The sequence below is a fragment of the Microbacterium sp. Root61 genome, from assembly GCF_001427525.1.
In the GTDB taxonomy this organism is placed as follows: Bacteria; Actinomycetota; Actinomycetes; order Actinomycetales; family Microbacteriaceae; genus Microbacterium.
In genome coordinates this window covers 2,474,082-2,493,798 of record NZ_LMGU01000001.1, presented here as the reverse complement: position 1 = coordinate 2,493,798, position 19,717 = coordinate 2,474,082, and the positions used below count along the sequence as shown (strand labels likewise).

Sequence of the window (19,717 nt, the reverse complement as noted above, 5' to 3'; positions counted from 1 at the left end):
ACGGCGCGGCCGGGGTGTTCCGCCACGGTCGGGGGTGCGGGCGCGGCCTAGGCGAGCGGAGCGCAACCGGGCTGGCGGGGGTGCAGCCCAGGTGGATGAGGCAGACTCGGGAGATGCCCGACGCTCTCCTCGACCTCGTGCCGCGCGGGTCCGACCCCGATGCGGTCTACGAGGGGTTCGTCCAGTGGGCCTCCGGGCGCGGCCTGACGCTGTATCCCGCGCAGGACGAGGCGATCATCGAGCTGGTCTCGGGTGCGAACGTCATCCTTTCCACCCCGACCGGCACCGGCAAGTCGCTGGTCGCCGTCGCCGCGCACCTGGCGTGCCTCGCCCGCGGCGGGAAGACCTATTACACGGCACCGATCAAGGCGCTCGTGAGCGAGAAGTTCTTCGCGCTGGTCGAGATCTTCGGAGCGGCGAACGTGGGGATGGTCACCGGCGACTCGTCGGTGAACCCGGATGCCTCGATCATCTGCTGCACCGCCGAGATCCTCGCGAACCAGGCCCTGCGCCACGGCGCCGACACCGACGCCGACCAGGTCGTGATGGACGAGTTCCACTACTACGGCGACCCCGACCGGGGGTGGGCCTGGCAGGTGCCCCTGCTGCTCCTGCCCCGCGCGCAGTTCGTGCTGATGTCGGCGACGCTCGGCGACGTCACCGAGATCGCCGACGACCTCGTGCGGCGCACCGGGCGGCCGACCGCCCGCATCACAGGAGTCGAGCGTCCCGTGCCGCTGCACTTCTCCTACGCCCGCACCCAGATCCACGAGACCGTCGAGGAGCTGCTGGAGACCGGGCAGGCGCCCGTCTACGTCGTGCACTTCTCGCAGGCCGCGGCCATGGAGCGCGCGCAGGCGCTCTCGTCCGTCAAGGTCGTCACCCGCGCGCAGCGGGACGAGATCGCCGAGGCGATCGGCGGCTTCCGCTTCACCACCACGTTCGGTCGCACCCTCTCCCGGTACGTGCGCGCCGGTATCGGCGTGCACCACGCGGGCATGCTGCCGCGCTACCGACGATTGGTCGAGACGCTCGCACAGCGGGGGTTGCTCCGGGTCATCTGCGGCACCGACACGCTCGGCGTAGGCATCAACGTCCCGATCCGCACCGTGCTGATCACGGCGCTCTCGAAATACGACGGACAGCGGATGCGGCAGCTCAGCGCCCGCGAGTTCCACCAGATCGCGGGGCGTGCGGGACGAGCGGGGTACGACACCGCCGGCACCGTGGTCGTGATGGCGCCCGAGCACGAGATCGAGAACACCGCCGCGGTGGCCAAGGCCGGGGACGACCCGAAGAAGCTGCGCAAGGTCGTGCGCAAGAAGGCTCCGGCCGGCTTCGTCAACTGGGGCGAGGCGTCGTTCGAACGCCTCGTCGCGGCCGAGCCCGAGCCGCTCACGCCGCACCTGCAGCTCACCGCCGCGATGATGATCAACGTCATCGCCCGGGGTGGCGACGTCTTCGCGAACATCCGGTCGCTCGTCTTCGACAACCACGAGCCCCGGCCCCGCAAGTACGAGCTGGCGCGCCGCGCGCTCGCGATCTTCCGCACGCTCGTCGCGGCCGACGTCGTCGAGGTCGGCCCGGATGGCGGCATCCGTCTCACCGTCGATCTGCAGCCGAACTTCGCCCTCAACCAGCCGCTGTCGCCCTTCGCGCTCGCCGCGATCGAGCTGCTGGATCCGGAGGAGTCGCGGTCCGTGGCATCCGCCCCTCCCGCCGGATCGCAGCCGAGCATCGGCACCGGGCACTACGCGCTCGACGTCGTCAGCATCATCGAGGCGACGCTGGACGACCCGCGGCCGGTGCTGTCGCAGCAGCAGTTCATGGCGCGCGGCGAGGCGGTCGCCGCGATGAAGCGCGACGGCATCGAGTACGACCAGCGCATGGAGCTGCTCGAGGATGTCACCTACCCGAAGCCTCTCGCCGAGCTGCTCGAGCAGTCGTTCGAGGTGTTCGCCTCGAGCCAGCCGTGGGTGCGCGACTTCGCGCTGTCGCCGAAGTCGGTGGTGCGCGACATGTTCGAGCGGGCGCTGTCGTTCGCCGAGTTCACCTCGATGTACCAGCTCGCCCGCAGCGAGGGCCTGGTGCTGCGCTACCTCAGCGACGCGTATCGGGCGATCCGTCAGACGGTTCCGGCAGAGGCGCAGACCGAGGACCTGCTCGACCTGATCGCGTGGCTCGGTGAGCTGGTGCGACAGGTCGACTCGAGCCTGGTCGACGAGTGGGAGAGCCTGATCAACCCGGTCGACGACCCGACCGCGCCCGTCGTGCCGCCCGCACCGCCGTCGGTGCTGACCAACCGCCGCGCGTTCGTGGTGCTCGTGCGCAACGAGCTGTTCCGTCGCGTGCAGCTCGCGGCGCGGCAGCGCGACGACGAACTGGCCGAGCTGGATCCCGACGTCGACTGGCCGGCCATCCTGGACACGTACTACGACGAGCACGACGAGCTGCTCACCGGTGGCCCCGCGCGTTCCCCCGCGCTGGTGAGCATCGACGAGTCGGAGCCCGGCATCTGGCGCGTCGAGCAGACCCTCGACGACCCCGACCACAACCACGACTGGCGCATCCGGGCGGAGGTCGACCTCGCGGCATCCGAAGAGGAAGGCACCGCGGTGGTGCGCGTCACCGAAGTGCTGCGGCTGTAGTCGGACGGGCTTGTCTGGCCCGCCGTGCGCCACAACGTCGAAGAGCCTCCGTTCGTCGGCCCCTTCGGGCCCGATTTCGCCGACGTCGTGGTGATCTCCGACATTGCGGTGGAGGGGTGTCGCGGACCGAGCTTGCGGCCCGTGCGCCACATTGTCGGAGATCTGCGGTTCTTCGACCGGTCCGGGGTTCTTTTCACCGAGGTTGTGGCGATCTCCGACGTTGCGCGTGGAGGAATCGGCTGCCCGCGGGCTGGGACGACACACGCGGCCACACGATTTCGCGGCCGCGCGGCGCGGTGATCGAATACATCCATGACGAGTGACGTTGCAACACCTGTGGATGCGATCGCGGAGTGGACCGACTGGAACGAGAGCCGTCGTGCCTCCGTGACGGGGCCGCTCGGCTCACTGTCGCTGGTGCTGACGCAGTGGTCGGGGTCCGGAGTCCCGCCGGTCGACGACAGCGAGGCGCGCAGCGGCCACCCCGAGGACGCCGTCCTGACCCGGCTGACCCGCACTGACATCGACACGGGCGAGCCGCAGCACGGCTACCGGATCTGGCGAGCGGATGCCCCGGCCCGGGCCGCGTTCGAAGAGATCGAGTCGTACGACTACGACCCCGACCTCGTCGTCGAGGGGCATTTCGAGCTGGTGGACGAGGAGCGCGTCGTGCCCTTCGAACATCTGAAGGATGCCGGCGGCACGCGCGAGCACATCGTCTCCGGCGACCTCGTCTTCACGTGGGAGGGCCGGGAGTACCGCCTCGCTGCGCTCGACACGACCGACGGCGAGCGGGCGCTGCTGCAGCTCGTCTTCGGCGATCCGACCAACGGCTCCGAGACCTACGGCGCCGGACGGTTCCTGTTCCTCGAGCGGCCCGCCACGGAGGCCATCGGCGAGGGTCAGCCCGTCGTCATCGACTTCAACCGCGCGATCGTCCCGCCGTGCGGGTTCTCCAACCAGATGAACTGCCCCCTCCCGCCGCTTCAGAACCGCCTCGGCTTCCCCGTGCGTGCCGGCGAGAAGCGGGTCCGGTACGCCGAGGGCTTCACCCTCTAGCCTGCCGCGGTGCTGGGTCGCCCCCGCTCGCGCCGACCGCCCCAGCGTCTCCGACGCCGCACGGTTCGCAGTTCAGTCTTGGCGTGTCCGCCGCGATGCCGCGTGACCGCGATTCAGCGGTGATTCGGACCGCGCCTTCGACGGGAGACTGAATCGTGAACCGTCTGCGACGGTGACGGCTTCGTGATTCCCGGTCGGCCGGGTACGTCGGCGGTCGCGGATACCCTGGAGGGGTGACTACAGCGACTCCGGCCGACCCCTACGCCGACGTCGCGTGGAACCCTGACGAGTACCTGCCGCCCGACGACGAATGGGCGCCACCGCCGGAGGACGCCTGGGCACCACCGTCGGCCCGTGAGGCAGCGGCATCCGCTTCGTTCGCCCCTCCGCCCGCGGCACCGCTCGCCGCCACGCCCGCCCGCTACGCGACCGCCGGCGAGGCGCTGCACACGGTCTACGGATACGACGCGTTCCGCGGCGACCAGGCCGCGATCGTCGACCATGTCATCGGCGGCGGCGACGCGATCGTCCTGATGCCCACCGGCGGCGGCAAGAGTGTGACGTTCCAGGTGCCCGCGCTCGTGCGCGAGGGCACCGGGCTGGTCATCAGCCCGCTGATCGCGCTGATGCACGACCAGGTCGATGCGCTCCTCGCCAACGGCGTGCGCGCGGCGTACCTCAACTCGACGCAGGATGCGCAGGAGCGCGCCCGCGTCGAGCAGGCCTACCTGACCGGCCAGCTCGACCTCATCTACGTCGCCCCCGAGCGGCTCTCCTCCGCCGCGACCGCGTCGCTGCTGCAGCGCGGCTCACTCAGCGTCATCGCCATCGACGAGGCGCACTGCGTCTCGCAGTGGGGCCACGACTTCCGGCCCGACTACCTCACCCTCGGCGGGCTCGCCGATCTGTTCCCCGGCGTCCCGCGCATGGCCCTCACGGCGACGGCGACGCATGAGACGCACCGTGAGATCGCGGAACGCCTGCGCCTCGACTCGGCCGCGCACTTCGTGGCGAGCTTCGACCGCCCGAACATCCAGTACCGCATCGAGCCGAAGGTCGATCCGCGACGCCAGCTCGTGTCCTTCATCCGCTCGCAGGAGGCCGGATCCGCGGGCATCGTCTACGCGCTCAGCCGCAAGACCGTGGAGCAGACCGCCGAGTATCTGCGGACGCAGGGCATCGACGCGCTGCCGTACCACGCAGGACTCGACGCCTCCATCCGGGCCCGCAACCAGTCGCGGTTCCTGCGCGAGGACGGCGTCGTCATGGTCGCCACGATCGCGTTCGGCATGGGCATCGACAAGCCCGACGTCCGGTTCGTGGCGCACGTCGATCTGCCCAAGTCGGTCGAGGGCTACTACCAGGAGACCGGCCGCGCCGGCCGCGACGGCGAGCCCGCCGTGGCCTGGATGGCGTACGGCCTCGGCGACGTCGTGCAGCAGCGCCGACTGATCGACAAGAGCCCCGGCGACCGGTCGTACAAGATGCGCCTCGGCCAGCACCTCGACGCGATGCTCGCCCTGTGCGAGACGGTCGGATGCCGCCGCCAGAACCTGCTCGCCTACTTCGGCGAGGCATCCGCCCCGTGCGGCAACTGCGACACGTGTCTGACGCCGCCCGAGACCTGGGACGGACTCGTGCCGGCGCAGAAGCTGCTGTCCACGATCGTGCGCCTGCAGCGTGAGCGCGGCCAGTCGTTCGGCGCCGGGCACCTCATCGACATCCTCCGCGGCAGCCGCACCGACCGGATGACCCAGCAGGGTCACGACCGGCTGTCCACCTTCGGGCTCGGTGCCGACCTGTCCGAGCAGGACTGGCGCAGCGTCATCCGGCAGCTCCTGGCCCGCGGCATCCTTGTGGCACAGGGCGAGTACGGCACGCTCGGTCTCAGCGACGCCAGCGCCGCCGTGCTGCGCGGCGAGGCCCCCGTCCCGCTGCGGCGGGACGTGCTCGGTCGCGGCGGCGGGGGCGGTTCCACGCGCACGCGGCGGTCGTCGTCGGCCGCGGACACGCTGGATGCCGCAGATCAGGGTCTGTTCGAAGCGCTCCGCACGTGGCGCGCAGGGCAGGCGAAGGAGCAGGGCGTTCCCGCGTACATCGTGTTCGGCGATGCCACGCTGCGCGCGCTCGCTCAGGCCAAGCCCGGCTCGCTCGCGGAGCTCGACGGGGTCACCGGCATCGGCGCCAAGAAGCGCGAGGCCTACGGCGACGCCGTGCTCGCGGTCATCGCCGCCGCCTGACGCTGGGCTGGGGCGCGCGACTGCGTGCCGTCGGTGACGCGCGAGCGTACGGGTTTGCGGCGTCAGCTAGGTCGTGCGCTCGCGCTCGCGGTTGCGGGCGGCGGGCGGCGGCTGGGCGAGGCCTCGTGCCCGAACCGGATCAGTCCTCGGATGCCTCGGTCCGAGGCAGGACGTCGTCGAGGTGGGCCGTGAGGTGCGCGGCGATGTCGACGCTGTCGCGGTCGTAGAGCCACTGGTACTGCAGGCCGTCCCACAGGGCGACGAGCCAGATCGCCTCGAACTCGGGGTCGCGGTGCGAGGGGAGATCGCCGTCGGCCTGCGCCAGGCGCAGCAGCTCGGCGAAGTAGTCGATGACGCGCGTGAAGCGGTCCTCGAAGTAGGCATGCGCGGGGTGGTCGGCGGGCAGCGCCTCGCACGACAGCACGGCGTACACCTCGATCAGGCCCGGGGTGGTGGCGGCACTCCGGGCGGCGCCGGCCGGGATCTGGCGCAGCTCCTCGGCGGCGCGTGCGCGACCGACGGGCAACGGCTGCTGGTCGATCCGTTGGTCGCGCTCGCGCAGCACGGCGCTGAGCAGCTCCTCCTTCGACGGGTAGTGGTGCAGCAGCGTCGACTTGGACACCCCCACTTTCGCAGCGATGTCGCGCAGACTCGTGTCGGCGTAGCCCTCCGCCGCGAACAGCGCCGTCGCGTCGGCGATGATGCGCGCCCGGCGCTCGCGGCCCGGGCGGTAGCCGACCTCGGGCTCCGCGGGACCGCCGAGCGCCGGGAACCCCGGGACGGGCGCCGGGTCGGTACGGGGCGCGGCTTCGCCGGGGTCGCGCCAGCCCACGGGCAGGCTCAAGAACTCCTGCTGCCGTTCGAGCGCATCGATGACACTGACCCGTTCGGGCAGGTACTGCTCCAGCAGTTGCAGGCCGTCCCAGGCGGCGGCGAGTCGCACCGCTTCGCCGTGCGGATCGCGGTCGACATCGACCACGTTGTGGATGATGGCCTCTTCGATCGAGGCGGACGACAGTTCGATCAGACGCGTGTACCGCTCGCGCATGCGGTCGTGGGCCGGATGGAGCGAGGCGGATGCTTCGCCGTTGAGTGCCGAGAAGAGTGCCAGGTAGCCGGGGATCTCGGCGTTGTGGCGAGCCACTTCGGTGTAGTCGAGAGTGCCCGGCTCATCCGCTTCCACCCGCTGGAGGAGCAGGTTCTCGTTCTGTTCCTCGATGTCGGCCACCACGGCGGCCAGCAGCTCGTCCTTGGTGGCGAAGTGACGCAGAAGGCCGGGATGGCTGATGCCCGCGACCGCGGCGACATCGCGGAGCGAAGTCGCGCGATATCCGTGGGTGACGAAGGCGTCTCGCGCTGCGGCGACGATGCCGGCGCGCGTCTGATCGGCGCGAGTGCTGCGTGCTGCGCCCCGTTGCACGGTTGTCGTCATCGTCACCGGTTCTTCTCCCTGCGAGGCTCCAGCTTAGCGGGCGGCTACCAAGCGGTCAGGATTGAGTTACCAATCGGTCGGGATTGATGTATTCTTCCGATGGCGCCCGGCACCAGCAGGCGCTGCACGCCGCTGTGAAAGGACCCCCATGACAGAGCTGTCACCCGCCGCGACCGCGGCGGCTGCCGGAACCACCGGCTTCAAGGCCCCGGGCACGACCCCCCGCAAGACGCCGCGCGGCTACACGCCGGGTCTCGCCGTCGTGAACTTCGGTGTCTACCTCGCCCTCCTGACGCCCGTCATGGTCTCGATGGCCTTCAAGGTGCAGCACATCTCGGCCACGCCGGAGCAGGCGACCGGCAACCTCGGCATGATCATGGGTGTGGGCGCGCTGTTCGCCCTCCTCGCCAACCCGTTGGCAGGTCGCCTCTCCGACCGCACCACCTCGCGCTGGGGCATGCGTCGCCCGTGGATCCTCGGCGGCTCGCTCGTCGGCCTCGGTGGCTTCATCATCATCGGCGCGGCATCCTCCGTCTGGGTCGTCCTGATCGCCTGGTGCCTCGTGCAGGCCGCGATGAACTCCGTGCTTGCCGCCGCCAACGCGACGCTCCCCGACCAGGTTCCCGCCGGCAACCGCGGCAAGGTCTCGGGCATCGTCGGCATCACGACGCCGATCGGCATCCTGAGCGGCAGCTTCCTCGTGAACTTCATCTCCGACGATTTCGCGCGCTTCGTCGTGCCCGCTGTCATCGCGACGGTGCTGGCCGTCCTGTTCGTCCTCGTGCTGAAGGACCGCCGCCTCGAGGAGAAGCCGACGCAGAAGTTCACCGTCGGACAGTTCTTCGGCTCGTTCGTGTTCAACCCGCGCAAGCACCCCGACTTCGGATGGACCTGGCTCACAAAGTTCCTCGTGATGTTCGGCTACGCCGGCATCGCGACCTTCCTGCCGTTCTACCTGACCGAGAAGTTCCAGCTCGACGAGCAGGCGGCGATCTCGACCATCCTCATCGCCAACATGGCGTCGATGGCGGCCATGCTGATCTCGGCCCCGATCGGCGGCATCCTCTCCGACAAGATCGGCAAGCGTCGCCCGTTCGTCGCGATCGCCGGCCTCATCATGGTCGTCGGCCTGGTCGTCCTGGCCTTCGCCCCCGACCTCACCATGGTGATCGTCGCCCAGGCCATCATCGGCTTCGGTGCCGGGTCGTTCATGTCGGTCGACCTCGCCCTGGCCACCCAGGTGCTGCCCAACCCGAACGATGTCGCCAAGGACCTCGGCGTGCTGAACATCGCCAACGCCCTGCCCCAGTCGATCGCCCCGGCCATCGCTCCCGCGATCATCGCGTTCGGCGCGACCACAGCGCTCGGCGGCTACACCACGTACTACCTGTTCGGCGCTGTCGTCGCCCTGGCCGGCGCCATCCTCGTCTACCGCATCAAGGGAGTGAAGTAGTCATGACCGACACCACCATCAACCAGGATGCCGCGGCAATCGCAGACCGCCCCTGGCTCGACGCGAGCCTGCCCATCGACGAGCGCGTCGAGCTGCTGCTCGGCGAGATGACGCTCGAAGAGAAGGCCGGCCTGTTCTTCCACACGATGATCGCCATCGGCGAGCTCGACCAGCCGAACCCGGTCTTCGCCTCGCCGTCCGCGGTCGACTTCGTCGAGCAGCGCCTCATGACGCACTTCAACCTGCTGGGTGCGGCTCCCCGCGGTGGCGAGATCGCGGCATGGCAGAACGCCGTGCAGAAGCTCGCGGCATCCACTCGTCTGGGCATTCCAGTGACGCTCTCGACCGACCCGCGTCACTCGTTCAGCGAGAACCCGGGCGCCGCGATCATGGCCGGCCCGTTCTCGCAGTGGCCCGAGACGATGGGACTCGCCGCGATCGGCGACGAGGCCGTCGTCGAGCGCTTCGCCGACATCGCCCGTCAGGAGTACACCGCCGTCGGGCTGCGTGTCGCGCTGCACCCGCAGGTCGACCTCGCGTCCGACCCCCGCTGGGCGCGCGGCACCGCGACGTTCGGTGAGGACGCGGACCTGTCCGGTCGCCTCGGCGCCGCGTACATCCGCGGGTTCCAGGGCGAGTCCTTCGGTGTCGGCTCGGTCTCGACCATGACCAAGCACTTCCCCGGCGGCGGCCCGCAGAAGGACGGCGAAGACCCGCACTTCGCCTACGGCCGCGAGCAGGTCTACCCCGGTGGACAGTTCGAGCTGCACCTCAAGCCCTTCGAGGCCGCCTTCGAGGCGGGCACCCGCCAGATCATGCCGTACTACGGCATGCCGGTCGGCACCGAGTACGAAGAGGTCGGCTTCGGCTTCAACAAGTCGGTCATCACCGGCCTCCTGCGCGAGCGCTACGGCTTCGACGGCGTGGTCTGCACCGACTGGGGCCTGATCAACGACGCCGAGATCTTCGGCCAGGCGTTCCCGGCCCGCGCGTGGGGCGTCGAAGGCCTCGCGCCGCGTGACCGCATGAAGAAGATCCTGGATGCGGGAGCCGACCAGTTCGGTGGCGAGGCGTGCCCCGAGATGCTGCTGGACCTCGTGTCCACCGGTGAGGTGACCGAGGACCGCCTCGATGTCTCCGCACGTCGCATCCTGCGGGAGAAGTTCGCGCTCGGACTGTTCGAGAACCCCTACGTCGACGCGGATGCCGCCAACGAGATCGTCGGCAACGCCGAATTCCGTGCCGCCGGCGACGCCGCGCAGCGCGCATCGATCACCGTCATCACGAACGACGGCGCTCTCCCGTTCGCCCGCGGAGTGAAGCTCTACGTCGAGGGCATCGCCCCCGAGGTGGCGGCGGAGTTCGGCGAGGTCGTGGACAACCCGGCCGATGCCGACATCGCCGTGCTGCGCCTGCAGGCGCCGTTCGAGGTGCGCGAGACGATGTTCGAGAACTTCTTCCACGCGGGATCGCTCGACTTCTCCGAAGAAGTCATCGCGCACGTCCGCGAGATCGCCGCCGCCGTTCCGACGGTCGTCGACGTGCTGCTGGACCGCCCCGCGATCCTCGAGCCGATCACGGATGCCGCGGCCGCCGTCACGGGAAACTGGGGCGTCAGCGCCGCCGGTCTCCTGGACGTGCTGACCGGCGCCGCCGCGCCGAAGGGCCGCCTGCCGTTCGACCTGCCACGCTCGATGGCCGCGGTCGAGGCATCCCGTCCCGACGTGCCGTTCGACACGGCAGACCCGCTGTTCCGCTTCGGTCACGGGCTCAGCCTGTAACCATCGCACGTGAGGAGGGCGGACCGGCAACGGTCCGCCCTCCTTCGCGTTGGTCGGGGCTGTCGGCGTCGGTTGCCCGCCGCACCCGGCGGAACCCGGGATGATGGGATCGTGAGTGCTACCCCACCTGAAGGCATCGTCGTCGTGGTGATGGGCGTCTCCGCCGTAGGCAAGTCGTCCGTCGCGTCGGCGCTCGCCGATGCCCTGGTGGTACCGTTCGTCGACGCTGATTCGCTGCATCCGCCTGCCAATATCGCCAAGATGGAGCAGGGTCGGCCGCTCGATGACGACGATCGTGCGCCGTGGCTGGATGCGGTCGCGGCTCGCTTGGCCGAGGGGCGCCGTGCCGAGGGAATCGTGGTGGCGTGCTCGGCGCTGCGCCGCCGCTACCGTGACCGCCTCCGGGCCGGCGAGCCGGCGATCACCTTCGTGCATCTCACGGGGTCGGCCGAGCTGCTGACCGCGCGCGCCGCCGCCCGTACGGGCCACTTCATGCCGCCGACACTGCTGCGATCGCAATTGGCGACGCTCGAGCCGCTGGGTCCGGACGAGGCGGGGGTCGTCATCGACGTCACGGCGTCGGTCGCCGAGATCGCCGAGACGGCCCGCAGGTGGTTGGCGACCCGCCTCCACTGATCCCCGCACGTCTCGTGCGCCCGAGGCCGCCGTCGTCGTAGTCTGACCAGCACGGTCCGACGAGGGGCCGAGAGACGACGAGGATCGACGATGACGCCGACCAACATCGAAATCGCCCAGCAGGCGCGGATGCTCCCGATCGGGGAGATCGCGGCACGACTGGGCATCCCGGACGACAGCCTGGAGCCGTACGGGCGGCACAAGGCGAAAGTGGCGCTGCCGTTCCTCAGCACGCTGCGGGATAGACCGCAGGGCAGGCTCGTGCTGGTCACGGCGGTCTCCCCGACGCCGGCCGGCGAGGGGAAGACGACCACCACCGTCGGCCTCGGCGACGCGCTCACGCGCATCGGGCAGCGCGCGATGATCTGCCTGCGCGAACCCGCCCTCGGCCCGGTCTTCGGGATGAAGGGTGGCGCGGCCGGCGGCGGCTATGCCCAGGTGGTGCCGATGGAGGACATCAACCTGCACTTCACCGGCGACTTCTCCGCGATCGCCGTCGCGACGAACCTCCTCGCCTCGCTGATCGACAACCACATCCACCACGGCAACGCGCTCGGCATCGATGTGCGGCGCATCACGTGGCGACGCGTGCTCGACGTGAACGACCGCGCCCTCCGCGATGTCGTCGTCGGGCTCGGTGGACCCGGCAACGGCTACCCGCGCGAGTCGGGGTTCGACATCGTGGTGGCCAGCGAGGTGATGGCGATCTTCTGCCTCGCCACCAGCATCGCCGACCTCAAGCAGCGGCTCGGCGAGATCGTCGTCGGGTACACGCGCGACCGCGCCCCGGTGCGTGCGAGCGATCTCCAGGCGCACGGCGCCATGACGGCGGTGCTGCGCGATGCGCTCGCGCCCAACCTGGTCCAGACCATGGAGAACACGCCCGCGTTCGTGCACGGGGGCCCGTTCGCCAACATCGCGCACGGCTGCAACTCCGTGATCGCGACGAGCTCGGCCCTCCACTTGGCCGACATCGTCGTAACCGAGGCCGGGTTCGGCGCCGACCTCGGTGCAGAGAAGTTCGTCGACATCCTGTGCCGCTCCACGGGCCTGCGCCCGTCGGCGGCGGTGATCGTCGCGACCGTGCGGGCGATGAAGTACCACGGCGGCGTGGACGTGGCGGATCTGGCGACGGAGGATGTCGCGGCCCTCGAGCGCGGCACCGTCAATCTCGTGCGCCACCTCGACACCGTGCGCGAGACGTGGGGACTGCCCGCAGTGGTCGCGATCAACCACCGCGCGGAGGACACGGATGCCGAAGTCGCCGCGCTGGTCGCGGCGACTGAGCGCGCCGGCGCCAAGGCGATCGTGGCACGGCACTTCGCGAAGGGCGGCTCCGGAGCGGAGGAGCTCGCCCACGAGGTCGTGCGGCTGTGCGACGAGCCATCGGAGCTGCGCTTCACCTACCCCGACGAGGCGACCCTCTGGGAGAAGATGCGCACCATCGCGACGCACGTGTACGGGGCATCCGACATCACCGCCAGCACCGCCGTGCGCACACAGATCCGCCGACTGCAGGAGGAGGGCTACGGCCGGTTCCCGGTGTGCGTCGCGAAGACGCAGTACTCGTTCTCGACGGACGCGAAGCTGCGCGGCGCCCCGGACGGCCATGTGGTCGACATCCGCGAGGTGCGGCTCGCGGCCGGTGCGGGGTTCGTGGTGATGGTCTGCGGCGACATCATGACGATGCCCGGGCTGCCGGTCACCCCCGCCGCGCACACCATCGATGTCGACGACGACGGGCGGATCGTGGGGCTGTTCTGACCCGCCCCGCGCCGTGGAGTGTGGGGAGCGCACAACCCGCGTGGGCCACGCCGTCGTATCTCATTGGAGGTATCACCCAACCAGGTTGGTCGGTTGTTGTCGGAGTCCTACCGTCGAATTGTCTTCCCTTCCCATGACGAAAGGTCCGACATGGCTGACGCCGTCGTTCGCTCCGAGAAGCCCGCCACCAGCAAGCGCACCCCCGCCGGAGGCGCTGCGACCGCGCCGCACAGCGCCGCCGAGGCATCCGAACCCCGCATCGATGTCGCCGGCCTGACGGACACGCTGCTGGGCACGTGGGCCGACACCCGCCGCGAAGCCCGCGAGATGATCAAGGACCCCGCGTTCTGGCGCGTGGACGGACTGTCGATGCAGGATCACCGCGAGCGCGTGCTCTCGCAGCTGCACCTGCTCGTGGAGAACGGCGCCGTGCACCGGGCCTTCCCGAAGGAGTACGGCGGCCAGGAGAACAACGGCGCGAACATCGCCGGGTTCGTCGAGCTCGTCGCCGCCGACCCGAGCCTGCAGATCAAGGCCGGCGTGCAGTGGGGACTGTTCGGCTCGGCCGTGCAGCAGCTGGGCACGAAGGAGCACCACGACATGTGGCTCCCCGGCATCATGTCGCTCGAGATCCCCGGCGCGTTCGCGATGACCGAGACCGGACATGGATCGGATGTCGCGGCCGTCGGCACGACCGCCACGTACGACCCCGAGACCGAGGAGTTCGTCATCCACACGCCGTTCCGCGGCGCCTGGAAGGACTACCTCGGCAACGCGGCGCTGCACGGCATCGCGGCGACCGTGTTCGCCCAGCTCATCACCAACGGCGTCAACCACGGCGTGCACTGCTTCTACGTGCCGCTGCGCGATGAGAACGGTGACTTCCTGCCGGGTATCGGCGGAGAGGATGACGGCCTGAAGGGCGGCCTGAACGGGATCGACAACGGTCGGCTGCACTTCGACCACGTCCGCGTCCCGCGCACGAACCTCCTCAACAAGTACGGCGACGTGGCCGCGGACGGCACGTACTCGAGTCACATCTCGAGTCCGGGTCGCCGGTTCTTCACCATGCTCGGCACCCTCGTGCAGGGGCGCGTCTCGCTCGACGGCGCGGCATCCTGGGCCTCCGCCCTCGCCCTGTACATCGCGATCACGTACGGCAGCCAGCGCCGCCAGTTCGACTCGGGCGCCGGCACCGACGAGGTCGTGCTGCTGGACTACGGCAAGCACCAGCGCCGCCTCTTCACCCGCCTCGCCACGACCTACGCGTCGATCTTCGCCCACGACGAGTTCCTGGTGAAGTTCGACTCGGTCTTCAGCGGAGCCGCCGATACGGATGCCGACCGTGAGGATCTCGAGACGCTCGCAGCCGCGCTCAAGCCGCTCTCCACCTGGCATGCGCTGGACACCCTGCAGGAGGCCCGCGAGGCCTGCGGCGGCTCCGGCTTCCTGTTCGAGAACCGCCTGGTCGGACTCCGCGCCGACCTCGACGTCTACGTCACGTTCGAGGGCGACAACAACGTGCTGCTCCAGCTCGTCGGCAAGCGACTGCTGTCGGACTACGCCAAGCAGTTCAAGGGCGCGGATGCCGCGACCCTGGCCAAGTTCGCCGTCGGCCAGACCGCCGGAAAGGTCTTCCACGGCGCGGGCCTGCGTCAGCTCGGCCAGGCGGTCGGCGACCTCGGTTCGACCGCGCGCTCGGTCGAGCGGGGCCTCCGCGCCGACCAGCAGCACGATCTGCTCGCCGGGCGCGTGCAGCAGATGGTGGCCGACATCGCCGGACGCCTGCGCCCCGCGGCCAAGCTCTCCAAGGCCGAGGCTGCGGCGCTGTTCAACGCCAACCAGGCCGAGCTCATCGAGGCGGCCCGCGCCCACGGCGAGCTGCTGCAGTGGGAGGCCTTCACGGACGCCGTGAACGCGACCACCGACGAGGGTACGAAGAACGTCCTGACCTGGCTGCGCGACCTGTTCGGGCTGGGGCTCATCGAGAAGCACCTCGCTTGGCACATCATCAACGGGCGTCTCTCCACCCAGCGCGCGGCCGCGGTCTCGTCGTACATCGACCGTCTCTGCGCGCGCCTGCGCCCGCACGCCGTCGACCTGGTCGATGCATTCGGCTACGAGCCCGAGCACGTGCGCGCCCCCATCGCCTCCGGCGCGGAGCAGGCCCGGCAGGACGAGGCCCGTGCGTACTTCGACGCGCTCGCCGCGTCCGGCGAGGCCCCGGTCTCGGAGAAGTCGCTCAAGAAGAAGTAGCCCGCGGCATCCGTCGCTCTCGCTTCTTTCCACCGAGACTGCAACGGAGCCTCCAGACTGCGGGTAATACCCAACGTCTGGAGGCTCAGGTGCAGTCTCGCGGTACTTGGGGTGGGGTGACGCGTGGCACGGCGGCGCCGGACGCTTCACAGGTTGGCGGGCTACTGTCGAGATGTCGGCACTCTTGCCGCCACTCAGGGCAGATCACTCGTTGACCGTTGGGCACTGTCGCCCGGCCACGATCCCGTCGCCTCCTCTGGGACTTCTCAGAGGAACCTCATGCCTTCGTTCACCGTTTCTTCCGCCGCGAGTACGCAGGAACGTGAGGCCACTCCGGCAGCGCCGTTCGCCCTCCCCACCGGCTCCACCGCGATCGTCTACTGCGAGGCGCAGTTCGGTGAGCAGGACGGCAAGACCGCCAACGGTCTGGTCCGGCATTCGGAGAAGTACGAGATCCTCAGCGTGCTGGACAGCCGCCAGGCCGGCCGGGATGCGGGCATGTTCCTGGATGGCGTGGCCAACGGCATCCCGATCCTCACAGACCTCGCCGAGGCGATCGCCCACGCCGGTCATGTTCCCGACTACCTGATCTGCGGCGTCGCGCCCGCCGATGGACTGCTCTCCGATGCCCAGCGCCTCGTGCTGCTGGATGGCATCGCCCGCGGCATGCACGTGATCAACGGATTGCACGAGTTCCTCAACGATGACGCCGAGTTCGTCGCCGCGGCCCTGCTCGCCGGTGTGACCATCACCGATGTGCGCCAGCCCAAGGCCAAGCGCGACCTGCACCTCTTCTCCGGCCGCATCTTCGACGTCACCTGCCCGCGGATCGCGGTGCTCGGCACGGACGGCGCGATCGGCAAGCGCACCACCTCGACCCTCCTGGTGCAGGCGCTCGTCGCGCGCGGGATCAACGCCGTGATGGTCGGCACCGGCCAGACGACCCTGATCCAGGGCGGCAAATACGGTGTCGCCCTCGATGCGCTCGTCCCCCAGTTCTGCTCCGGCGAGGTCGAGCACCAGGTCGTGCGCGCCTTCGAGGGCGAGGACCCGGACATCATCATCGTCGAGGGTCAGGGCGCCCTGAGCCATCCGGCCTATCTCACGTCGGCGCACATCCTGCGGGGGAGCCGGCCCGCCGGAGTCATCGTGCAGCACGCGCCCGCGCGCCAGGTGCTCGGCGACTTCCCCATGGTCGCGATGCCGACCGCTGCCAGCGAGATCGCCCTCATCGAGGCGTTCGCGGACACCACCGTCATCGGCGTCACGATCAACCATGAGAACCTGACCGCGGACGAACTCACCGCGACCATCGCCGAGCACCGACTCGAGCTGGACCTTCCGGTGACCGATCCGCTGACCCGGCCCGCGTCCGAGCTCGTCGACATGGTGCTGCGCGCGTTCCCGGAACTGGCCGAGCGGCTGCTGCCTGCGGCCTGAGCCGCTCCCGCGCCCGTGTCAGGCAGCCCCACCCCCCCGGATGTCGCGCGCCCGGCCTAGCCTGGAGGCATGAGCCTCGACATCCGCCTCGGTCCCGATGACGTCGCGCGGTGCGCATGGGTGGGGGATGACGCGGAGTACCGGCGCTACCACGACGAGGAGTGGGGGATGCCGCTGCACGGCGACCGCGAGCTCTTCGAGAAGATGGCGCTCGAGGGGTTCCAGGCGGGGCTGTCGTGGATCACGATCCTGCGCAAGCGCCCTCGGTTCCGCGAGGTGTTCGCCGGCTTCGACCCCGCCACCGTCGCCGCGTACGACGAGACCGACGTGGAGCGGCTGATGGCGCATGCCGGGATCATCCGCAACCGCGCGAAGATCCTCGCGACCATCTCGAACGCGCAGCTCGTGCTCGAGATGCCAACTGGGGAGCTCGATGAGTTCATGTGGTCATTCGCGCCGGCGCCGCGGGCACGCCCGTCCTCCTTCGCCGAAGTGCCCGCCGTCACCCTCGAGTCCGAGGCCATGAGCAAGGCCCTCCGCAAGCGCGGGTTCCGCTTCGTCGGGTCCACCACGATGTACGCGCTGATGCAGTCCGCGGGCATGGTCGACGATCACGTGCACGGCTGCTGGCGGGCCGCGTAGCGGTACGGAATGATCCGGCGCTTCTATTCGTTGGAATGAATCATGGACTACGGGCATCGGCTGGAATTCGGGGCATTCATCACGCCGGGAGCGGCGAACCCTGAAGCGCCGGTACTGCTGTCACAGGTGGCCGAGGCATCGGGCCTCGATCTCGTCACCTTCCAGGACCACCCGTACCAGCCGTCGTTCCTCGACACCTGGACACTGATGTCGTTCATCGCGGCGCGGACCGAGAGCATCCGCATCGCCCCCAACGTGCTGAACGTTCCGCTGCGCCCGCCCGCCGTCATCGCACGGTCGGCCGCGAGCCTCGACCTGCTCTCTGGCGGGCGCTTCGACCTCGCCCTCGGCGCGGGCGGCTTCTGGGACGCGATCGAGGCGATGGGCGGCACCCGGCTCACTCCGGGTCAGGCCGTGACCGCGCTCGAAGAGGCGATCGACGTCATCCGCGAGCTGTGGGACACGAGCGAGAAGCGCGGCGCCTTCACCGACGGCCGCTACCACCGCGTGCACGGGGCCAAGCGCGGCCCGCGTCCGGCGCATGACGTGCCCATCTGGATCGGTGCCTACAAGCCGCGCATGCTCGCGCTCACGGGACGCAAGGGCGACGGCTGGCTGCCGTCGCTGGGCTACATGAAGCCGGGCGAGCTGGCCGCCGGCAATGCGGCCATCGACGCCGCCGCCGAGTCCGTCGGGCGCGATCCGCGGGAGATCCGCCGCCTGGCCAACATCGGACAGCTCGCCGCCGATCCCGGCGAGTTCGCCGAGCGAATCGCCGAGCTGGCGCTCGAGGACGGCATGAGCACGTTCATCCTCGCCGGCGACGACCCCCGTCTGATCGAGAGCTTCGGACAGGAGATCGCTCCGGCCGTGCGCGAGCTCGTCGCACGCGAGCGCGGCGAACGGGGCACGTCCGAGGCATCCGTCCGCTCCGCGACCGCGCTCTCCGCCCGTCGCGCCGGCATCGCCTACGACGATGTGCCCGAGGGGCTCCGCGCGATCGAGCCGGGCGACTTCGACTACTCCGAGGTGCGTGCGACGTACATGCGCGGCGGTGCGCCCGGCATCGTGCTGCAGCCGGACTCGCCGGCCCAGGTCGTCGAGGCGATCGCCTTCGCGCGACGGCATCCGGATGCTGCACTCTCGGTGCGCTCGGGAGGCCACGGCATCAGCGGCCGCAGCACCAACGACGGCGGCATCGTCATCGATCTGCGTCGCATGAACGAGATCGAGGTGCTCGACATCGAGCGTCGCCTCGTGCGGATCGGGCCCGGCGCCCGATGGATGGAGGTCGCGGCCGCGCTCGGCGAGCACGGCTGGGCGCTCAGTTCGGGCGACTACGGCGGCGTGGGTGTGGGCGGTCTCGCGACCGCCGGCGGCATCGGCTTCCTGGCACGCGAACACGGCCTCACGATCGACCAGCTGCGTGCGGCGGAGCTCGTGCTCGCCGACGGCAGCATCGTGCGGACGGATGCCGAGACCCACCCCGACCTGTTCTGGGCAGTGCGCGGCGCCGGCTCGAACGTCGGCATCGTCACGGCCTTCGAGTTCGAGGTCGACGAGGTCGGCGAGGTGGGCTGGGCGCAGCTCGCGTTCCAGCTCGACGACACCGCCGAGTTCCTCGAGGGGTACGGCCGGATCGTCGAGTCATCCCCGCGGGATCTCACCGCGTTCCTCCTGATGGGCGGTCGTCGTCCGGGGGAGCCGCGCATCGCGCAGCTGTACGCCGTCGTCGACTCGGCCGATCCCGACACGATCATCGCGCGCCTTCAGCCCTTCGCCGAGCTCGCGCCGCTCGTGCAGCAGTCGGTGCAGCTCACCACCTACGCGCGGGTCATGGCCAACGCCGACCTCGGGCCGCAGTACGGCGCGGGCGAGCCGACATCGCGTTCGGCGCTCGTGAACCACATCACGCCCGAGTTCGCGCAGGCGGCCGAGCGGATGCTGGAATCCGGCGACACCTACTTCTTCCAGCTGCGTTCGGTCGGAGGTGCCGTGGCGGATGTCGCGGACGACGCGACCGCGTATGCGCACCGCTCGGCGAACTTCTCCGTGGTCGCGATGGGCGCGAACCATGCGCGGCTGGACCGCTCCTGGGCGGATCTCGCCGCGCACACGCAGGGCCTCTACCTGAGCTTCGACAGCTCGCTGCGGCCCGAGCGGATCGGCGAGGCCTTCCCGCCCGCGACGCTGGAGCGCCTGCGCGCCATCAAGGCCGAGGTCGACCCCGACGGGATCTTCGTCGACAACTTCGCGATCACGGGCTGACGCGCCGGCCTGCGGCGCGTCGCCATCCGGCATCGCTGCATCCGCTCGCTCGGATTTCGCGCGAGACTGCAACGGGACGTCGAGACTGTGGGCAATAC

Annotated in this window: 12 protein-coding genes; 11 read left to right on the top strand and 1 reads right to left on the bottom strand. The window is 70.0% G+C overall.

Translation table 11 applies throughout. The features are described from left to right. The first annotated feature begins 113 nt into the window (after positions 1-113). The 3 genes from ASD65_RS11905 to recQ all read left to right on the top strand — a co-directional run bounded on the left by ASD65_RS11905 (position 114) and on the right by recQ (position 5,947). Positions 114-2,648 (top strand): DEAD/DEAH box helicase, encoded by a 2,535-nt coding sequence (locus ASD65_RS11905; RefSeq protein WP_056222884.1) that lies wholly within the window; start codon positions 114-116, stop codon positions 2,646-2,648. Positions 2,649-2,960: 312 nt separating this feature from the next. Continuing rightward, positions 2,961-3,707 carry a DUF1684 domain-containing protein gene (locus ASD65_RS11900; protein WP_056222883.1) on the top strand — a complete coding sequence of 249 codons (747 nt, stop codon included), beginning with the start codon at positions 2,961-2,963 and terminating at the stop codon, positions 3,705-3,707. A 233-nt stretch (positions 3,708-3,940) separates the two neighbouring features. Then, a complete protein-coding gene (gene recQ, locus ASD65_RS11895; protein WP_056222881.1) occupies positions 3,941-5,947 on the top strand; it encodes a DNA helicase RecQ in 2,007 nt (668 codons plus the stop codon). Between the two features lie 139 nt (positions 5,948-6,086). Here the strand turns inward: recQ and ASD65_RS11890 are convergent, their stop codons facing one another. Continuing rightward, positions 6,087-7,379: a TetR/AcrR family transcriptional regulator gene (locus tag ASD65_RS11890; RefSeq protein WP_056224796.1), complete on the bottom strand. Its 1,293-nt coding sequence runs from the start codon at positions 7,377-7,379 to the stop codon at positions 6,087-6,089. Positions 7,380-7,527: 148 nt separating this feature from the next. On the opposite strand from ASD65_RS11890, the gene ASD65_RS11885 reads away from it, so the two are divergent. The 8 genes from ASD65_RS11885 (at position 7,528) to ASD65_RS11850 (ending at position 19,619) form a co-directional block, all read left to right on the top strand. Beyond that, a complete protein-coding gene (locus ASD65_RS11885) occupies positions 7,528-8,832 on the top strand; it encodes an MFS transporter (RefSeq protein ID WP_056222878.1) in 1,305 nt (434 codons plus the stop codon). 2 nt (positions 8,833-8,834) lie between these two features. Beyond that, positions 8,835-10,613 (top strand): glycoside hydrolase family 3 protein, encoded by a 1,779-nt coding sequence (locus ASD65_RS11880; RefSeq protein ID WP_056222873.1) that lies wholly within the window; start codon positions 8,835-8,837, stop codon positions 10,611-10,613. Between the two features lie 111 nt (positions 10,614-10,724). Beyond that, complete coding sequence (locus ASD65_RS11875; protein WP_056222872.1) at positions 10,725-11,249, top strand: gluconokinase; 525 nt, start codon at positions 10,725-10,727, stop codon at positions 11,247-11,249. A 90-nt stretch (positions 11,250-11,339) separates the two neighbouring features. Further along, a complete protein-coding gene (locus ASD65_RS11870) occupies positions 11,340-13,013 on the top strand; it encodes a formate--tetrahydrofolate ligase (protein ID WP_056222869.1) in 1,674 nt (557 codons plus the stop codon). Positions 13,014-13,163: 150 nt separating this feature from the next. Further along, positions 13,164-15,269: an acyl-CoA dehydrogenase family protein gene (locus ASD65_RS11865; RefSeq protein ID WP_056222866.1), complete on the top strand. Its 2,106-nt coding sequence runs from the start codon at positions 13,164-13,166 to the stop codon at positions 15,267-15,269. 279 nt (positions 15,270-15,548) lie between these two features. Next, entirely contained in the window at positions 15,549-16,709 is a 1,161-nt protein-coding gene (locus ASD65_RS11860; RefSeq protein WP_082561733.1) for a DUF1611 domain-containing protein, read from the top strand. Between the two features lie 69 nt (positions 16,710-16,778). Then, entirely contained in the window at positions 16,779-17,351 is a 573-nt protein-coding gene (locus ASD65_RS11855) for a DNA-3-methyladenine glycosylase I (protein WP_056222864.1), read from the top strand. Positions 17,352-17,393: 42 nt separating this feature from the next. Beyond that, the gene (locus tag ASD65_RS11850; protein ID WP_082561732.1) at positions 17,394-19,619 is read left to right on the top strand and encodes an LLM class flavin-dependent oxidoreductase; all 2,226 of its coding nucleotides are present in this window, start codon (positions 17,394-17,396) and stop codon (positions 19,617-19,619) included. Positions 19,620-19,717 lie beyond the last annotated feature (98 nt).